This window comes from Photobacterium japonica, assembly GCF_050337005.1.
Classification (GTDB): Bacteria; Pseudomonadota; Gammaproteobacteria; order Enterobacterales; family Vibrionaceae; genus Photobacterium; species Photobacterium japonica.
Genome location: NZ_JAKJSN010000012.1, coordinates 1 through 17,909 on the forward strand (window position 1 = coordinate 1; position 17,909 = coordinate 17,909).

The following is a 17,909-nucleotide window of genomic DNA, read 5'->3' on the forward strand; positions in this document are numbered from 1 at the left end:
CTTACCCGCTTACCCGCTTACCGCCCCATTATCCCGATTCATCCTGCTGTGATCTGATCTCGCTCTTACTCTAGTTGTAAATAACTTGTGTATTTTTATCGACATAGGCAGAGTAAAGAAAATGCTGATATTTTAGACGAAAGTGAAACATCCCGCCGTGTCAGTGGGGGATAAATGGGTTTAACGCCCTGAAAATCACCCTGTGAACCGGTGCATCCCTTGTAATAGGCGATTCTGCCCCCATAGCAAAGAGGAGCAGGCGTAACGATGATGCTATTAAGTTGTTACGGCTTACCTAATGCGAGCGCCTCGCGTTACAAGGCGAGGGGTGTATTCTGTTCTTCGTGATACGGTTGAAGGATAGATTTTCAAGGAGTAATGCATGTCTATCAAAATGAACGTTCTTTTATCTCACGACGCTGCGGCCCCGCAGTGGGGCGCCAATGCCCTCGTCACTTTCCTGCCAGAAGGCGCCGTGATCCACGTGACGGGCGATAACGCGCTGGTTGCTGTGCAGCGTGCGGGCCGCAAGCTGGACGGTCAAGGCATTAAGCAGGTTGCCCTGTGTGGTGAAGGATGGACGATAGAGGTGATTTGGGCCTTCATTCAGGGACACCGCAACAGTAAACCAGGCAATACCGTTGAGTGGCCAGCGCTGTCTGATCTCGATGAAGCCGAGCTGCAAGCGCGTATCATGGCGACGAACTGGGTCCGCGAGGTGATTAACCAGTCGGCAGACGTTGTGCGTCCGTCACAACTGGCCGCCCGCGCCGGTGAGTGGATCAAAGCCCTTGCACCGGAGCAGGTGACGTACAAAATTGTTAAAGGCAATGATCTGCTGGATGAAGGTTGGAACGGTATTCATACCGTCGGTCGAGGCTCTGAGCGCTCACCCGCGATGCTGCGTTTGGACTACAACCCAACGGGTAACCCGGACGCCCCTGTCCACACGTGTTTGGTCGGCAAAGGGATCACCTTTGACTCTGGCGGTTACAGCATGAAGCCTTCTGTGGGCATGATTGCCATGAAAGCCGACATGGGTGGCGCGGCATTGGCCGCTGGTGCATTGGCGCTGGCCATTGCCCGTGGTACCAATAAGCGTATCAAGTTGATCCTATGTTGCGCTGAAAACATGGTGTCAGGCCGTGCGGTGAAACTGGGCGATATCATTACCTACAAAAACGGTAAAACCGTGGAAGTGCTGAATACCGATGCTGAAGGGCGTTTGGTGTTGGCGGATGGTTTGATTTATGCCAGCGCACAGCAGCCTGAGTTGATCATCGATTGTGCCACCTTGACGGGCTCGGCAAAAAATGCGCTAGGGAATGATTACCACGCGCTATTTACATTTGATCAGGCTTTGGCACAAAAAGCCTTGTTAGCGGCCAAAGAAGAAAACGAAGGCCTATGGCCACTGCCTCTGGATGAAGAGCACCGCGGCATGATGCCATCGCATTTTGCTGATCTGTCGAATATCTCGCAGGGTGAGTTCATGCCGGGAGCCAGCACCGCCGCTGCTTTCTTGTCGTACTTTGTGGATGATTACCAGACGGGTTGGATGCACATTGACGCCAGCGGTACGTACCGCAAAGGGCCGACAGACAAGTGGTCGGCAGGGGCAACGGGCATGGGTGTCCGTACGCTGGCCAATATTTTATGTGATCACGAAGAGTGATCACCCTGAATGATTGACTGTAGCCCGCGCGACGGGCTACCTATAAAGGAAGAATGATGTTAAGGATTACGTTATCTGCTGAGACCCACACGGGGATGTGGGGACCGAATGCGTTGTTAGCTTACGAGGCGGAGGGCGTGGTGATTCATTACCACGGCGACCACCCATTACGTCGTATTCAACAGGCGGGCAGACAACTGCAAGCACAAGGTTTGAGCGATGTGAGCCTGGAAGGCGAAGGCTGGAGCTATGAGCGTCAGTGGGCGTTTTATTGTGGTTTGGCAACGCCGAAAGGGGCGGTGAATCTACGCTGGGCGTCGATTGATGAAGACGAGTTAGAGCTACTCAATGCTCGCCACCGCAGTGCCGAATGGGTACGTAAGGTCATCAATGCAACACCGGAAGACATGTATCCGGAACGTTTGGCACAAGAAGCCATCGCCTTTTTAACGGATATTGCCGGCGAACAGATCACGCATGAATGCATCGTGGGTGATGATCTGCTGGAACACGGTTGGATCGGGACGCACACCGTGGGTCGCGGCAGTAGCCGTCCACCAGTCATGTTGGTGTTGGATTACAACCCGACCGGTCAAGCGGATGCGCCCGTGGCTGCCTGTTTGGTGGGTAAGGGGATCACCTTTGACTCAGGCGGTTACAGCATTAAGCCAAGTGCAGGCATGGCCGCGATGAAATGCGACATGGGCGGTGCGGCAACAGTGACCGCGGCATTGGGCTATGCCATTGAGCAAGGCCTAAAACAACGCGTGAAGCTGTACTTATGCTGTGCAGAAAACATGATCGCCAGCAATGCTTATAAGCTCGGCGATATTCTGACGTATAAGAATGGTCAGACGGTCGAAATTCTCAATACCGATGCAGAAGGGCGCTTAGTCTTAGCGGATGGTTTGATCGCGGCAACGGAAACGAAAGCGCCAGTGATCATTGATGCAGCAACCTTGACAGGGGCTGCTATGATGGCGGTAGGAACAGATTACAACGCCCTGTTCAGCTTAGATAAAAGCATGCTGTTAAAGGCGCAAACATTGTCTGATTTGGTCAATGAGCCCGCCTGGCCTTTGCCGTTGGAAACGTGGCATCAGTCACAGTTGCCGTCACATTATGCTGATACAGCGAACAGCCGTAGCCAGAAAGGCGCAGGGGCTGGCGCATCGACGGCCGCCGCGTTCTTGTCACGGTTTGTCGATACGCAGCAAAGCCAGTGGTTACACGTCGATTTAGCGGCCTGTTTCCGCGAAAGCCCTGACAGCCGTTGGGCGGCCGGTGCGACAGGATTGGGCGTTGCGCACATTGCCGCAATGCTGTTAGGTTAATCACGTACGTTCAAGGTACCGCGCAGTGATACTGCGTGGTATCGGTTAAGTCAAAAGGAGTTGGAACAAGGAAGAACGTCAGTAGAGGATACTGTATTTTGTTTAGGTGGAGCGGTGCGCAAATGGAATTCGCCATGGTGTGATCACTCCCAGATTCAAAAGGAAACTATAATAATGACGATCGAAAAGACATTCTCAATTGTGAAGCCGGATGCGGTAAAGCGTAACTTAATTGGTGCTATCTACCAGCGTATTGAAAGCGCCGGTTTGAAAGTGGTAGCGGCGAAAATGGTCCAGCTTGATGCGGATAAAGCCATGGGGTTTTATGCCGAGCATGAAGGTAAACCTTTCTATGACGACCTCGTGGCGTTCATGACGTCAGGCCCGGTGATGGTGCAGGTGCTGGAAGGGGAGAACGCCGTAGTGCGTTACCGTGAACTGATGGGTAAAACGAACCCTGAAGATGCGGCCTGTGGCACCTTGCGTGCTGATTTCGCGTTGAGCTTGCGCCATAACTCCGTTCATGGTGCAGACAGCCCTGAATCGGCAGCGCGAGAAATCGCCTACTTTTTTGCCGATGACGAGATTTGTTCTCGCGGCTAAATCGGTATGGCCCGTACTGGGCATGTTGAACATAACGAATCAAAAAAACGGGAAGCGGCGGCTTCCCGTTTTTTGTTTGTATCGGGCGTGATCCGCCGTGGTGCCCAGCACCGGATAGATCGGGATGTTTCGCGGCCTGTACAAGTCGGTTGCGGGGAACAGGTGGAAACTGGTAGCCAAAGCCTGTACAATTTCGCGCCTTAAAACCAAACTGAATAGCACACACGAATGTGGGGTGGTATTCATTGCTTAAGGTCCTGTCGTAGGCAGCCAAATGGGCTGTGTACCTAAGGCACAGATCACGTCACGTAATACATAGAGGCAACAACCGATGACAACTGTTAAAACGAATCTGCTGGATTTTGATCGCAAGGGGCTGCGTCAGTATTTTGCCGATGAACTGGGTGAAAAAGCGTTCCGTGCGGATCAGGTAATGAAGTGGATTTACCATTTCGGTTGTGATGATTTCGATCAAATGACGAACATCAACAAGAAATTACGTGAAAAGCTAAAAGCGGTGGCGGAAATTCGTGCACCTTACGTCTCTGAAGCGCAGCACTCGTCGGATGGCACCATCAAATGGGCCATGCGTGTGGGCGATCAGGATGTGGAAACGGTGTACATTCCTGATGAAGATCGTGCGACCTTGTGTGTCTCATCACAGGTAGGGTGTGCATTGGAATGTAAGTTCTGTTCAACCGCACAGCAAGGTTTCAACCGCAACCTGCGCGTCTCTGAAATTATCGGTCAGGTATGGCGTGCAGCGAAAGAGATCGGTATTGAGAAAGAAACCGGTCGCCGTCCGATCACCAACGTGGTGATGATGGGTATGGGCGAGCCGTTACTGAATATGAAAAACTTGATCCCAGCACTGGAGATCATGCTAGATGATTTGGGCTTTGGCCTGTCGAAGCGCCGTGTGACGGTATCGACGTCGGGCGTGGTATCGGGCTTGGAGCAGATGATCGGCAATATCGACGTGGCATTAGCGATCTCACTACACGCCCCAACCGATGAATTGCGTTCGCAAATTATGCCAATTAATGACCGTTGGAATATTGAAGATTTCTTGTCTTCTGTGCGCCGTTACATTGAATCATCTAACGCGAACCGTGGTCGTGTGACCGTGGAATACGTCCTGCTGGATCATGTCAATGATGACATGGAACACGCACGCCAATTAGGTGCTTTGTTGAAAGGCACACCATCAAAAATTAACTTGATTCCGTTTAATCCATACCCAGGCTCGCCATACAAAAAGCCAAGTAACTCACGTATTGACCGTTTCATGAAAACGTTGATGGAATATGACTATACGGTCACGATCCGTAAGACCCGTGGTGATGATATCGATGCGGCTTGCGGACAATTGGTTGGTGATGTGATTGACCGCACGAAACGAACACAAGCTAAGCTTCAAAACGGTGAACAAATCTCGGTAAAATCAGTCTAATACAGACGACCCCAGTCCAACTTAACCAAGTTGGGCTGGGTATATATGGATATCAGTGTGGGGTTGTAATGGTACGGTGGACGATGTACCCGTTATTGTGTAGTTTAATGATTGGCTGTGTAACGGTCGATGAAGCTGGCAATAAGAAAGCAGGTGTAGATAAGGTCGAAGCGGCGGAAGCGCGCATTTCACTTGGGTTGACTTATCTTGAGAATGGTCAGTGGCAGCGCGCGCGGGATAATTTAGAGATCGCGTTAACGTACGCACCAAAATATTATCGCGCACAGAACGCAATGGCCTACTATTATCAACAGGTTGATGAGCCCGAACAGGCTGAAGCGATTTACAAACAAGCCTTGCGCGACTCACCGAAAAATGGCGATGTGCAAAATAACTACGGCACCTTCTTGTGCGCGCAAGCACGTTATGATGAAGCCATTGATGCGTTTGAGAAGGCGATTGCTCAGCCTTACTACTATCTAACCTCCGCCAGTTATGAAAATGCGGCGTTGTGTAGTTTGAAGCAAGGTAGCGAACCTGAAGCGCGAGAATTTTTTGACAAAGCCCTGGCTTACGACCCTTACCGACCAATGTCAATGTTGCAGTTGTCGCAGTTGGACATCAAGGAAGACAACCTGAAAGATGCACGCGTACGACTGTTTAAATTTAACAAGAGATTTGGGTACAAGGCTGACAGCCTTTGGCTGTTGATCCAGTTGGAACATCAAGCAGGCCGTCAAAGTTTGGTTGATAAATATGCTGGTATCTTGCGACAGCAGTATCCGAACTCTAAGCAATATCAAAACTATCTAGCCAATGAATACTGAACAGAACGAAGATAAATCAACAGAAGATAGTCATCTTCCCGGGGATATGTTGCGTCAGGCTCGTGAGAAGCTAGGCTATTCCCAGAAAGATGTTGCTAGCCGCCTGAGACTTCGTCAGTCGGTGGTCAGTGATATCGAAAACAACCATTTTGAAGAAGCGCAGTTGGCCACATTTACCCGTGGCTATGTGCGTTCCTACGCAAAATTTGTCGGTCTTGACGAAAATACCATTTTGGCCAAGCTTGACCAACACGGTCATGCCCAGCCGCAAGAACAAGAAATGCAAAGTTTCTCGCGTCGAACGAAACGAGAAGCGCACGATAGCCGTATTATGCGCCTGACATGGGTGTTGGCGGTGCTGTTCGTAGGGTTAACCGGTGTGTGGTGGTGGCAAAGCCTGCAAATGACACCAGAAGCCGATTTACCGGCAACTGTCACCGCGCAAAATCCGCCATTGGATGAATCACTGGCCACAGGCGGTCAAACGCCTGCTGTTACGGCAGAGACGACGCTAACGGCGTTGAATCCTGCTCAAGAAGCGCAACTGACAGTGACCAACACACCAGCGATAGACGTTGCAACAGAGACGCCGACGCTGAGCGCGGATGAAGCCCCGAAAGCGGACTTCGTCGACAGTTTCACAGAGGTGGTACAAGACGATGCCACCAACGATGCGATCACGCCTGACGCGAACGCGACAGATGCTGAGAGCACGGCTGAAACACCAGTACCGGCGGAGCCTGTGGTTGTCGCCTCTGATTTAGAGATGCGCTTTACCGGCGATTGCTGGATTGATATTCGTGACGCCAAAGGTAAACGTCTTGATACCGGCGTGAAAAAAGCCGGTGATGTTTTGAAACTGGATGGCGATGCCCCATTCAAGGTAGTGCTGGGTGCGCCTGGCGTGGTTACAATGCGTTATCAAGGCGAGCCCGTTGACTTGAGCAGATATCCTGCAGGGAAAGTGGCACGATTGAAACTGCCGCAGTAAACAGAGTAAATGTAATGCATAACGAGTCTCCAATTATACGTCGCCAATCGACCCGTATTTATGTCGGGAATGTACCGATTGGTGATGGCGCGCCGATTGCTGTGCAATCAATGACCAACACCCGCACGACGGATGTCGCGGCGACGGTCGCTCAGATCAACGCACTGGAAAAAGTCGGTGCGGATATTGTGCGTGTATCGGTTCCTACGATGGAAGCGGCGGAAGCCTTCAAGCTGATCAAGCAACAGGTCAATGTGCCGCTCGTGGCTGATATCCACTTTGATTACCGTATCGCGCTGCAAGTGGCGGAATACGGGGTAGACTGTTTGCGTATTAACCCGGGCAATATTGGTCGTGAAGACCGTATTCGTGCCGTGGTCGATTGTGCCCGCGATAAAAACATCCCGATCCGTATCGGGGTGAATGGCGGATCACTGGAAAAAGACATTCAGCAGAAATACGGTGAGCCGACGCCAGCGGCGTTGGTGGAATCGGCGATGCGCCATGTCGACATTCTGGATCGTTTGAACTTTGATCAGTTCAAAGTCAGCGTGAAAGCGTCTGATGTCTTCTTGGCGGTGGAATCTTACCGTCAGTTGGCACGTCAAATTGCCCAGCCCCTTCACCTTGGGATCACCGAAGCCGGTGGTGCTCGTGCGGGGGCGGTGAAATCTGCGGTCGGCCTTGGCATGCTATTGGCTGAGGGGATCGGTGACACGCTGCGTGTATCGTTAGCGGCGGATCCGATCGAAGAGATCAAAGTCGGTTTTGATATTCTTAAATCCCTGCGTATTCGCTCACGTGGTATCAACTTCATAGCGTGCCCAACGTGCTCCCGTCAGGAGTTCGATGTGATCAGCACGGTAAATGAACTGGAACAACGTCTGGAAGACATCACCCTGCCAATGGACGTGTCCGTGATTGGCTGTGTGGTGAACGGTCCGGGTGAAGCGGAAGTGTCCCATCTGGGCATTGCCGGTGGTAACCGCAAAAGTGCCTTCTATGAAGATGGCATTCGTCAGAAAGAGCGTTTTGATAACGACAACGTGATTGATCAGCTCGAGGCGAAGATCCGCGCTAAAGCCTCTATCCTTGATGCTAACAACCGCATCAATGTGACAGAAAAATAACGAAATAGTGGGGAATCACACCTGTAATGTATAGGTGTGGTTCACTATTGCCGTTATAACCTATATATTCAATTCCATTCCCCATCGGTTAACGAGAATACACGTGGCGAAACAAATTCAAGCAATTCGAGGCATGAACGACTGCCTTCCAACCCAATCTCCACTGTGGCAAAAAGTGGAAGGGACCATTAAACAAGTAGTCAGCGCATACGGTTACAGTGAAGTACGTATGCCTATCGTTGAATCAACGCATTTGTTTAGTCGGGCAATCGGTGAAGTCACGGATGTTGTTGAAAAGGAAATGTACACCTTTGAAGACCGTAATGGCGACAGCCTAACACTGCGCCCTGAAGGCACAGCGGGCTGTGTACGTAATGGTATCCAGAACGGTCTACTGTACAACCAAGAACAGCGCCTGTGGTACACCGGCCCAATGTTCCGTCATGAGCGTCCCCAAAAAGGCCGTTACCGTCAATTCCACCAGTTTGGTGTGGAAGTCTTTGGCCTGAACGGCCCTGACGTTGATGCAGAACTGATCATGATGACTGCACGTATGTGGCGTACATTGGGTATCGATAAGCATGTGCGTCTTGAGCTGAACTCTATCGGTTCACTGGAAGCGCGTGCCACATACCGTGAAGCCTTGGTTGCGTTCCTTGAGCAGCACATCGAGATCCTTGATGAAGACTGCAAACGTCGTATGCACACCAACCCACTGCGTGTATTGGATACCAAAAATGCAGCGGTTCAGGAAATTTTGGTCGATGCACCGAAATTGTCTGAGTACTTAGATGAAGAATCGACGGCGCATTTTGCGGGTTTGTGTGAACTATTAGACGCTGCTGGCATCGAATATCAAGTAAATGAACGCCTTGTTCGTGGTTTAGATTATTATAACCGCACGGTTTTTGAGTGGATCACCGAAAGTTTGGGTTCACAAGGTACCGTTTGTGGCGGTGGCCGTTATGATGGCTTGGTGGAACAACTTGGTGGTAAAGCAACCCCTGCGGTTGGTTTCGCGATGGGCCTAGAGCGTTTGGTACTGATGATGGAAACACTGGAACTGACCGACGTACGTCGTGCGGTGGATGTGTACATTGTCACTGCCGGTGAAGGCACCATGATGGCTGGCATGAAACTGGCTGAGAAGCTACGTGAAGACGCCCCGGGCCTACGTGTGATGAACCACTTCGGTGGCGGTAACTTCAAGAAACAATTTAAACGTGCAGACAATGTCGGCGCGGTAGTGGCATTGGTACTTGGCGAAAATGAAATTGCTGAGCAAACCGTAGTAGTTAAAGATCTTCGCGGCGGTGAGCAAATCACCATGGCGCAAGACGAAGTGGCAGCAAAGCTGGCCGAATTGATTTAAGAGAGGACAGGAAGTGGACGGCAATATCACAGAAGAACAGCAAGTTGAACAGATTAAAGCTTGGTGGAAAGAAAACGGTAAAGCCGTTGTTCTCGGTGCTGTGATTGGTCTGGGTGGCCTGACTGGCTGGCGTTATTATCAGTCTGAAGTGCAGTCAGCCAAGGAACAGGCATCCAATGCGTACACGCAAGTGATCACGGTATTGGAAAGCGGCAATGCTAACGGTGTTGCTGATGTTCAGGCATTTATTGCGGCGCATGAAAGCAGCCAGTATTCGGTATTGGCGTCACTGCAGTTGGCGAAAGTACAGGTGCAAAACGGCGATCTTGATGCGGCCGCAGAGCAATTGCGCTGGGCGATCAGCCATACCGATGACGCAGCGATTCTTCCTGTTGCTAAAACTCGATTGGCGCGTATTTATGCCCAGCAGCAAGACTTCGACAAAGCCCTTGCTGAACTGGATCAAGTTGGCTCAGAAAGCTGGCAGGCGAAAGTAGACGAGTTACGTGGTGATATTTTGTTGCACAAAGGCGACAAGATTGCAGCACGTGAAGCCTACGTGAGCGCACAGCAGTTGGGTGGCTCACCTGCATTGCAAGTGAAGCTAGACGACTTGGCACAGTAAGGTAGGGCGTAAGCGTATGCAGAAGGTGTTAAAACAAGCTATTGCGCTGGCGCTGGCCGCCGGCATGCTAGCGGGCTGTGCAGGGGATGAAGAGACCAATCAGATGGCCCCAGTGCCGATGATTGAAAGTACTTTCGCCCCGGCTAAGAGTTGGAGCAGCAGTGTGGGGGATGGCATTGGCCAGTACTTCTCGCAACTGCGTCCGGCTCTAGGCTACGGCAAGCTGTATGTGGCGGATCGTGACGGTCTCGTTAAGGCGTTGGATCCGGAGACGGGTGCACTGCTTTGGGAGCGTAATTTGGATGCCGACATACCTGCGCGTTTGTCAGGTGGGATCACGCTGTCTTACGGCAAAGTGTATATTGGCTCTGAAAATGCAGAAGTGATTGCGCTGGATGCGGAAACCGGTGAGCCGGTATGGCGTAGCGCAGTGGAAGGGGAAGTGCTGTCACGTCCGCTGGTGGATGAGGGCCTCGTGGTCGTCAATACCAGTCGTGGTGTGCTACAAGCGCTGGATGCCGATAGCGGTGAAAGCCGTTGGCAGCTAGGCAGTGAAGTGCCGACCCTGACGCTACGTGGTGACAGCTCACCTGTTGCGATTTCTGGCGGGGTATTCTGGGGACAAGCGAACGGCCGTTTGGCTGGCGCACTCATGAATTCCGGTCAGATGTTGTGGCAGCAGCCGATTGGTTCACCGAAAGGTGCGACTGAGATTGATCGTTTGGTGGATGTGGATGCAACGCCAGTGATTGATGGCGAGCGTTTGTATGCGATTGGCTATAATGGGAACTTGGTTTCCATCGATTTGCGTACGGGCCAAGCCGCATGGAAACGCAGCTACTCGTCGGCGACAGACTTTGCTATTGAAGGTAACCAACTGTTCTTGATCACCGATCAGGATCATGTGGTGGCTGTGGATATGCGCAGTGGGACAGAGCTGTGGGCCAACAAATTGTTGGAATACCGTCGTCTGAGTGCGCCGTCTATCATCAACGGCTATGTGGTTGTTGGGGATGATGAAGGTTATCTGCATTGGCTTGACCCGTATAGCGGTGACTTTGTCGCGCAGCAAGATATCGGTGGGGGCGGCATTGCAGTCCCTCCGTTGGTGGTTGGCGATGGCTATGTCGTGATCACGCGTGATGGCTCGATTAACAAAATGCAAATGCCGTAATTTGTCGGTATAATACGCACCGTTCTAATTTGTCGGCTCCTGCTGTAAATACAGTCAGGAGCCGTTATTGTTATGTCTATTCGCAATATTATTGTCGGGTGAAGGCCAGAATATTCTATGGCTGGAGGCAAGAATGAATAGAAAATATGTCAGTAAGACTATGAAAAGTATGAGGTACTTATGATTCCTGTTGTTGCCCTAGTTGGGCGCCCAAACGTGGGTAAATCGACGTTATTCAACCGTCTTACCCGTACAAGGGATGCGCTGGTAGCTGATTTTCCTGGCCTAACAAGGGATCGTAAATACGGTAAGGCTGAGCTAGAAGAGCACGAATTCATCGTGATCGATACCGGCGGTATCGACGGTAGCGAAGAAGGCGTGGAAACAAAGATGGCTGAGCAGTCACTGGCCGCGATCGAAGAAGCTGACGTTGTACTGTTTTTGGTGGATGGCCGTGCTGGTCTAACATCATCGGATGTTGCGATTGCTGAACACCTGCGCAGCCGTGAAAAGCCAACCTTCTTGGTGGTTAACAAAATCGACGGTATCGATGCAGACAGTGCGTGTGCCGAGTTCTGGAGCCTGGGTGTGGATGCGATGTACCAAATCGCAGCCTCACAGAACCGTGGTGTGACGGCATTGATGGAACGTGCACTTGCACCGTTCTCTGATGCACTGAACAAAGCGGTTGAAGGTGAAGACGGCGAGATGCAGATCGAAGATCTGACGTCTGTTGAAGACATCGAAAAAGCGAACCTGTCAGAAGCGGATGCAGAAGCGGCGTACAAACGTCTGCAAGAGCAGCCAATTAAACTGGCGATTATCGGTCGTCCGAACGTGGGTAAATCTACGCTAACTAACCGTATCCTCGGTGAAGAGCGTGTGGTGGTTTACGATATGCCGGGCACCACGCGTGACTCTATCTACATTCCGATGGAACGTGATGGTCAAGAGTACGTGTTGATCGATACCGCGGGTATTCGTCGTCGTAAGAACATGCACCAAGCGGTTGAGAAGTTCTCTGTGATTCAAACGCTAAAAGCGGTTGAAGACGCGAACGTGGTACTGCTGATCATTGATGCACGCGAAAACATTTCGGATCAAGACCTTAGCCTATTGGGCTTTGCGTTGAACTCTGGCCGTTCATTGGTGATTGCCGTGAACAAGTGGGATGGTTTGGATAACGACGTGAAAGAGCGTGTGAAATCTGAACTGGATCGTCGTCTAGGTTTCGTCGACTTTGCACGTATCCACTTCATCTCTGCGTTGCACGGTACGGGTGTCGGTCACTTGTACGAATCAGTGAAAGAAGCGTACCAGTCTGCGACTAAGCGTATCAGCACCTCGTTGCTAACGCGTATCATGCAGATGGCGCAAGACGATCACCAGCCACCAATGATCCATGGTCGCCGTGTGAAACTGAAATATGCGCACGCCGGTGGTTATAACCCACCGATCATCGTGGTACACGGTAACCAGGTGAATGAGCTTCCGGGTTCATACAAGCGTTACCTGATGAACTACTACCGTAAGTCTCTGGAAATGATGGGTACACCAATCCGTATTCAGTTCCAGAACAGCGAAAACCCGTTTGAAGCGAAGAAAGAGAAATTGAGTCTTTCTCAATCACGTCAGCGTAAGCGCTTGACGTCAGCGCTAAAAAACCGCGGTAAATAAGCCTGCTGCGGTACTGAAAGACTGAATGAGACGGTGTCCTTAGGGGCGCCGTTTTTTTTGCTTATTTTTTGTCACCTTGTTTATTCACGACGGCCAATTCCCCCCTCCCGACGGATTTCACGCACGTCTTCTTTAAAGTGAGGATCGCCTCGATCAACAAGCTGCTATGCTTGATCGAGTTATTTACGTACTCCGTTATCGTACTATTTTCTGTTGTATGCCACCTGCTGGCGAGCTCGCTAAATAGGCCATCATAATGAATGAGACCCCATCCCATACGCTACGCAATGTTGTCATATTAACGGTTATCGGCCTTTGTTTGGCCGTGGCGGGTTATCTGTATATCCAGCATCAAAAACGCTATCCCAGCACGGAAGATGCCTATGTGCATGCCAATATCATTTATGTCGCTCCGCAAGTGTCGGGCAAAGTGATCGCCACCAATGCCGTGGATTTTCAACCCGTGAGCAAAGGGGATGTGCTGGTACAGTTGGATCCGGCACCTTATCAGGCCAAACTAGACGAAGCCAAAGCGGCTTATGAATTGGCCACCCAAAATAATGCGGCGACCGATGATGCCATTTTAGCGGCCAGTGCCAATGTGCGCAGTGCCATGGCGAAACTGGCCGATGCGCAAAGTACTTACCGGCGTGTGCAGCAACTGGTCACGAAAAAGCTACTGCCACAACAGCAACTGGATGATGCCAAAGCCAACTTGTCCAGTGCAGAAAATGCTGTGGAAGCGGCGCGCGCCAATATGTCGCAGCTGATCACCGCGCAAGGGGCAAAAGGCACGGCGGCACCAGAAGTGAAAAAGGCCGCCGCCGCGCTCAGTAGCGCCAGTTTATCCCTGTCTTACACGAATATTTTTGCCTCGCACGACGGCATGCTGGGGCAACTTCGCGTGCACCCAGGCAGCGTGGTCTCGCCGGGACAAGCGCTTGTCCCATTGGTGGAATCCAACAGTTATTGGGTGCAGGCCAATTTCAAAGAAGCTGAAACCGGCCGGTTGAAAGTGGGAATGGCAGCCACGATAGCGCTTGATTTATACCCGGATGTTGAATTTTCTGGGGTGATTGAATCGATATCACCGGCCAGCGGTTCGTCGTTTTCGTTGTTACCGCCAGAGAATGCGACCGGTAACTGGGTGAAAGTCCCCCAACGTTTTCCGGTATTGATCCGCTTAGACAACCCCGGCCAACAAGCTGAACATCCCTTGCGGGTCGGTGCCAGCAGTACGGTCACCATTGATACCCGTAAACCGCTGCAGTCGGTCACGCCTGCCAGAGTGGCGCCGTTGGAACAGGGCACCCCATGAGTGAGGCTACGCCGACGGTAACGGATCCCCCCGCACCTCAACAAGCCCCCGTCAGTGCGGGAAACCGTACCTTGATCACCTTCGCCGTGATGCTGTCTGCCATCATGGTGCTGCTAGACATGACCATCGCCAATGTGGCTTTGCCACACATGATGGGTGCGTTGGGGGTCACGTCTGAGCAAGTCACCTGGGTGCTGACGTCCTATTCCATGGCCGAGGCTATTTTTATTCCGTTGGCGAGCTATCTCTCACTTAAAGTGGGGATCCGCAAGTTGCTGCTGATCTCCGTGTCGGGGTTTATTCTCAGCTCAGCCTTGTGCGGCCAAGCGGATTCACTGACCGAGATGGTGACATTTCGGATTATACAGGGGGCGTTCGGGGCGGCAGTGATCCCATTGTCACAGTCCATCATGGTGCAGATCTATCCGGCAGAAGAGCGCGGTAAAGCCATGGCACTGTTCAGTGTCGGGATTTTACTCGGCCCGATTCTGGGCCCAACGCTGGGAGGGATCATCACCGAAAACATGGATTGGCGGTGGATTTTCTATGTCAATTTACCCGTCGGCTTGTTCTGTTTGACGCTGCTGTTCCTGTTTGTCCATATTGATGGTCGTGGAGAGAGTAAGGTGGATTGGTTACTTGTCGGTGCCATGGCGCTGGGGATTGGCCTGCTACAAATGGTGCTGGATCGCGGCAATGAAGAAGGGTGGTTTACCTCTAACCTGATTTTATTTGCCACGGTGATCAGCGTGATTGCATTGGTGATTTTTATTACCCGCTCATTTCTGATCAAAGGCGATATCGCCCCGATGTGGTTACTCAAAGATCGTAATCTCGCCATGTCTTGCTTGATGATGGCGGGTTTTTCGATGGGCATGTTTGGGATCACCCAGTTACAGCCGATGATGCTGGAAAAACTGCTCAATTATCCGGTTGAAACGACGGGGTTTGCCATGGCGCCGCGCGGATTAACCTCGGCGGTGGTCTTGTTGGTGATTGCCCGCTTTATTGACCGGCTTGATGCCAGAATGTTGATCGCGATTGGTCTGCTGTTGAATGCACTCGGTACGTATTACATGACCCAGTATTCGGCTGAGATCAATATGTACTGGGTGTTGGTGCCGAGCATGATTCAAGGGGCGGGGATGGGGTTGGTGTTTGCGCCGCTCAGTCAACTAGCGTATGCCACGTTACCGAAAGAATATACCGTGGGAGGCGCAGTGGTGTACAACCTGTGCCGTACTATTGGGGGATCGTTTGGTATTTCTATTGTAAACACCTATTTCAGCCGGGCAGAGCAGCGAGAATGGCATGCGTTGGGCGGTGATCTCTCACTGATGAATCCGGCATTGCAACAGGCGGCCCAAACGCAAGGCGTTGCCGTGACGGATCCGTCTTTCCTCGCGCAAATTCAAGCCCTACTGTTGCAACAGTCCACCTTGTTGGCGTTTGTCTATACCTTTGGCTTCTTGTTATTTTCCTACCTCAGCCTGATCCCTCTGCTGCTCTTTTTCAAGAAAAAAGCCCCCTAATTGTGCTTTTTTACCGTGATCCTCTCTGTCTGTTAGAGGGGTGAGGCACGGACACCATCGACGTTCTTATTCGTTTTAGAGGCGTGTTTTTCTGTGTAATTTAGACCGAACTCAATTTTATATAATATCGGATCTATACGTTGAGTACGGAATTTGTCAAAATTAAATATCGTTTAAAATCCAAATACAGAATATGTAACTTATGCTTTCGGGAAGTGTATTGATAAATGTTCTTTTGAAACCGGTTCGCTGATCACATAGCCTTTTCACGTTGATCAACGGATCCTGGGTTGATCAACACCGTGCTTAATCATGGGTGATTTGTTAAGGATTTAATCGGGATCAAAGGCGGGTGTGGGCAGTATCGAGTAAGATATTGTCAATAAGACCAGTACATTAAGGAAAAGCCATGAACCAGAACGTGTGCCCGCACTGCAGTAGTGAACTGAGTTGGAAAGACGATCAGTATTACTGCGATTTTTGTCAGCAGGCAATGAACAAAAAAGCGTTATGCCCTGATTGCCAAGGGGGAATGGAAAAGCTGCAAGCCTGTGGGTCAGCCAGTTACTTCTGCCACCACTGCAATGAGCTGAAGTCGAAAAGCCGGATTCAATTTCAGTTTGAACCGATAGATTGAACGCGATATCGAACAGTCAGTGATTGACGTGTCAGATGAAATGAAAACGTCGCGCCGTATCGATGAGAGTCGATTCGGGGGCGACGTTTTTGTATGAGTGAGGCCGTAGTCTGGTCGTTACTCGCTGACCACGGACTGGATTTCACCGTCAGCCAAGCTGGTCCGAATGGTGTCGCCAGCTTTGACTTGATCTCGGTGACGGATCACCTTGCCGTTTTGATCGCGGGTGATCGAGTACCCGCGCCCGAGCGTGGCCAGCGGACTCACCGCATCCAATTTTTCTGCCGCCATGGCCAGTCTGTGCTGGGTTTGCAGTAAGTGGCGATCCATCGCGTCGAGCAACTGGTGCTTACGGTGGGCCAATTGATTCTGTTGCGTCTGAATGTTTTTTGCCGGCGAGTGCAAAGCCAGCTTATATTGCTGACGCTCTAGGTGTTGCTGGTGGCGAGCTAAACGACGTTGCATGGCTTGCAGTAAGCGAGCATCGAGTTCATCCAACTGCTGCTGCTGTTGGTTCAGGCGTACCTGCGGATGTTGCTTATCCAGGCGATGCTGCAACTGTACCGTCGTCGCATGGCGCTGCGAGAGAAAATGGCGCATCGCATGACGAAGTTGTTGTTTACGTTGGTTGATCGCTTGTGTCTGGTGGGTCATGTCGCGACTGATCAACTCAGCGGCGGCAGACGGTGTCGGCGCGCGGACATCCGCGACAAAATCGGCAATGGTCACGTCTACTTCATGGCCGACAGCACTGACGATCGGGATCTGACTGGCGGCAATGGTGCGCGCCACAATCTCTTCGTTAAAGGCCCACAAATCTTCCAATGAGCCGCCGCCGCGACCTACAATCAGCACGTCACATTCCTGACGGGCGTTGGCTCGGCCAATGGCTTGTGCAATTGAAATCGCCGCACCGTCGCCTTGTACCATGGTCGGGTAGATCACCACTGGCAGACTCGGATCACGACGCTTAAGCACGTTCAGAATATCGTATAACGCGGCGCCAGTCTTCGAGGTCACAATGCCGACGCGCAGTGGCTGTTCAGGGAGCGGTTGCTTAAGCGATTGGGCAAACAAGCCGTCGGCGGCCATGGACATTTTGAGTTGTTCAAATTGCTGCTGTAGACGGCCATCGCCTTCGGGCTGCATGCTTTCGATGATCAGTTGGTAATCACCGCGCGGTTCGTACAGTGACAAACGCGCTTTCACCAGTACTTGATTGCCGTTCGCTGGTCTGAAGGTCACATTGCGGTTACTGCCTTTGAACATGGCACATTTCACCTGTGCCCGTGAATCTTTCAGAGTGAAGTACCAATGGCCGGAGACAGGTATCGACAGGTTAGACAGTTCACCGATCAGCCACACGACCCCCATTTCATTTTCGAGGATCAGCCGTACCTGAGCATTCAGGCTGGAAACGGTATAGATACGATCGTTAGATTGGGTCTGTTGAGCGAATAGCGTCACGAGACTAGGTACCTGCTTTGAAAGGGGGAGGTGTGCGATTTTGCAGCAATAGGGAAGGAATGTCGCCATACCAAGGCAGTTTTTGGACAGATCT

General features: G+C 51.4%; 15 protein-coding genes. 14 read left to right on the forward strand and 1 reads right to left on the reverse strand.

Annotated features, from left to right (window positions below; translation table 11 throughout):
• The first annotated feature begins 382 nt into the window (after nt 1–382).
• The 14 genes from pepB (L4C36_RS04360) to L4C36_RS04425 all read left to right on the forward strand — a co-directional run bounded on the left by pepB (L4C36_RS04360) (nt 383) and on the right by L4C36_RS04425 (nt 16,348).
• A complete protein-coding gene (gene pepB / locus L4C36_RS04360; protein ID WP_428476568.1) occupies nt 383–1,675 on the forward strand; it encodes an aminopeptidase PepB in 1,293 nt (430 codons plus the stop codon).
• 56 nt (nt 1,676–1,731) lie between these two features.
• Nucleotides 1,732–3,009: an aminopeptidase PepB gene (gene pepB, locus L4C36_RS04365; protein WP_428476569.1), complete on the forward strand. Its 1,278-nt coding sequence runs from the start codon at nt 1,732–1,734 to the stop codon at nt 3,007–3,009.
• A gap of 174 nt (nt 3,010–3,183) precedes the next feature.
• On the forward strand, nt 3,184–3,612 hold the full coding sequence (gene ndk / locus L4C36_RS04370) for a nucleoside-diphosphate kinase (protein ID WP_428476570.1): 429 nt from the start codon (nt 3,184–3,186) through the stop codon (nt 3,610–3,612).
• A 331-nt stretch (nt 3,613–3,943) separates the two neighbouring features.
• Nucleotides 3,944–5,065 (forward strand): dual-specificity RNA methyltransferase RlmN, encoded by a 1,122-nt coding sequence (rlmN, locus tag L4C36_RS04375; RefSeq protein ID WP_428476571.1) that lies wholly within the window; start codon nt 3,944–3,946, stop codon nt 5,063–5,065.
• Nucleotides 5,066–5,133: 68 nt separating this feature from the next.
• Nucleotides 5,134–5,892 carry a type IV pilus biogenesis/stability protein PilW gene (pilW, locus tag L4C36_RS04380; RefSeq protein ID WP_428476572.1) on the forward strand — a complete coding sequence of 253 codons (759 nt, stop codon included), beginning with the start codon at nt 5,134–5,136 and terminating at the stop codon, nt 5,890–5,892.
• Nucleotides 5,882–6,883, forward strand: a complete 1,002-nt coding sequence (rodZ, locus tag L4C36_RS04385) for a cytoskeleton protein RodZ (protein ID WP_428476573.1) — start codon at nt 5,882–5,884, stop codon at nt 6,881–6,883. Before pilW ends, rodZ begins: the two co-directional genes overlap by 11 nt.
• Before the next feature lie 14 nt (nt 6,884–6,897).
• A complete protein-coding gene (ispG, locus tag L4C36_RS04390; RefSeq protein WP_428476574.1) occupies nt 6,898–8,013 on the forward strand; it encodes a flavodoxin-dependent (E)-4-hydroxy-3-methylbut-2-enyl-diphosphate synthase in 1,116 nt (371 codons plus the stop codon).
• A 103-nt stretch (nt 8,014–8,116) separates the two neighbouring features.
• Entirely contained in the window at nt 8,117–9,385 is a 1,269-nt protein-coding gene (hisS, locus tag L4C36_RS04395; protein ID WP_428476575.1) for a histidine--tRNA ligase, read from the forward strand.
• A gap of 13 nt (nt 9,386–9,398) precedes the next feature.
• Nucleotides 9,399–10,010: a YfgM family protein gene (locus L4C36_RS04400; protein WP_428476576.1), complete on the forward strand. Its 612-nt coding sequence runs from the start codon at nt 9,399–9,401 to the stop codon at nt 10,008–10,010.
• Between the two features lie 16 nt (nt 10,011–10,026).
• Nucleotides 10,027–11,184 (forward strand): outer membrane protein assembly factor BamB, encoded by a 1,158-nt coding sequence (gene bamB / locus L4C36_RS04405; protein WP_428476577.1) that lies wholly within the window; start codon nt 10,027–10,029, stop codon nt 11,182–11,184.
• 180 nt (nt 11,185–11,364) lie between these two features.
• Nucleotides 11,365–12,861 (forward strand): ribosome biogenesis GTPase Der, encoded by a 1,497-nt coding sequence (der, locus tag L4C36_RS04410; RefSeq protein WP_428476578.1) that lies wholly within the window; start codon nt 11,365–11,367, stop codon nt 12,859–12,861.
• Between the two features lie 256 nt (nt 12,862–13,117).
• Nucleotides 13,118–14,179, forward strand: a complete 1,062-nt coding sequence (locus tag L4C36_RS04415) for an HlyD family secretion protein (protein ID WP_428476579.1) — start codon at nt 13,118–13,120, stop codon at nt 14,177–14,179.
• A complete protein-coding gene (locus L4C36_RS04420; protein WP_428476580.1) occupies nt 14,176–15,711 on the forward strand; it encodes a DHA2 family efflux MFS transporter permease subunit in 1,536 nt (511 codons plus the stop codon). The genes L4C36_RS04415 and L4C36_RS04420 overlap by 4 nt, the downstream gene beginning before the upstream one ends.
• 409 nt (nt 15,712–16,120) lie before the next feature.
• A complete protein-coding gene (locus L4C36_RS04425) occupies nt 16,121–16,348 on the forward strand; it encodes a zinc ribbon domain-containing protein (RefSeq protein WP_428476581.1) in 228 nt (75 codons plus the stop codon).
• Nucleotides 16,349–16,465: 117 nt separating this feature from the next.
• Here the strand turns inward: L4C36_RS04425 and xseA are convergent, their stop codons facing one another.
• Nucleotides 16,466–17,815: an exodeoxyribonuclease VII large subunit gene (gene xseA, locus L4C36_RS04430; protein WP_428476582.1), complete on the reverse strand. Its 1,350-nt coding sequence runs from the start codon at nt 17,813–17,815 to the stop codon at nt 16,466–16,468.
• Nucleotides 17,816–17,909 lie beyond the last annotated feature (94 nt).

Coding starts and splice junctions, on each gene's coding strand:
- ndk (WP_428476570.1), top strand. CDS start 3,184: ATGACGATCGAAAAGACATTCTCAATTGTGAAGCCGGATGCGGTAAAG.
- L4C36_RS04420 (WP_428476580.1), top strand. CDS start 14,176: ATGAGTGAGGCTACGCCGACGGTAACGGATCCCCCCGCACCTCAACAA.
- pepB (WP_428476568.1), top strand. CDS start 383: ATGTCTATCAAAATGAACGTTCTTTTATCTCACGACGCTGCGGCCCCG.
- L4C36_RS04425 (WP_428476581.1), top strand. CDS start 16,121: ATGAACCAGAACGTGTGCCCGCACTGCAGTAGTGAACTGAGTTGGAAA.
- ispG (WP_428476574.1), top strand. CDS start 6,898: ATGCATAACGAGTCTCCAATTATACGTCGCCAATCGACCCGTATTTAT.
- der (WP_428476578.1), top strand. CDS start 11,365: ATGATTCCTGTTGTTGCCCTAGTTGGGCGCCCAAACGTGGGTAAATCG.
- pilW (WP_428476572.1), top strand. CDS start 5,134: ATGGTACGGTGGACGATGTACCCGTTATTGTGTAGTTTAATGATTGGC.
- bamB (WP_428476577.1), top strand. CDS start 10,027: ATGCAGAAGGTGTTAAAACAAGCTATTGCGCTGGCGCTGGCCGCCGGC.
- rodZ (WP_428476573.1), top strand. CDS start 5,882: ATGAATACTGAACAGAACGAAGATAAATCAACAGAAGATAGTCATCTT.
- rlmN (WP_428476571.1), top strand. CDS start 3,944: ATGACAACTGTTAAAACGAATCTGCTGGATTTTGATCGCAAGGGGCTG.
- pepB (WP_428476569.1), top strand. CDS start 1,732: ATGTTAAGGATTACGTTATCTGCTGAGACCCACACGGGGATGTGGGGA.
- L4C36_RS04415 (WP_428476579.1), top strand. CDS start 13,118: ATGAATGAGACCCCATCCCATACGCTACGCAATGTTGTCATATTAACG.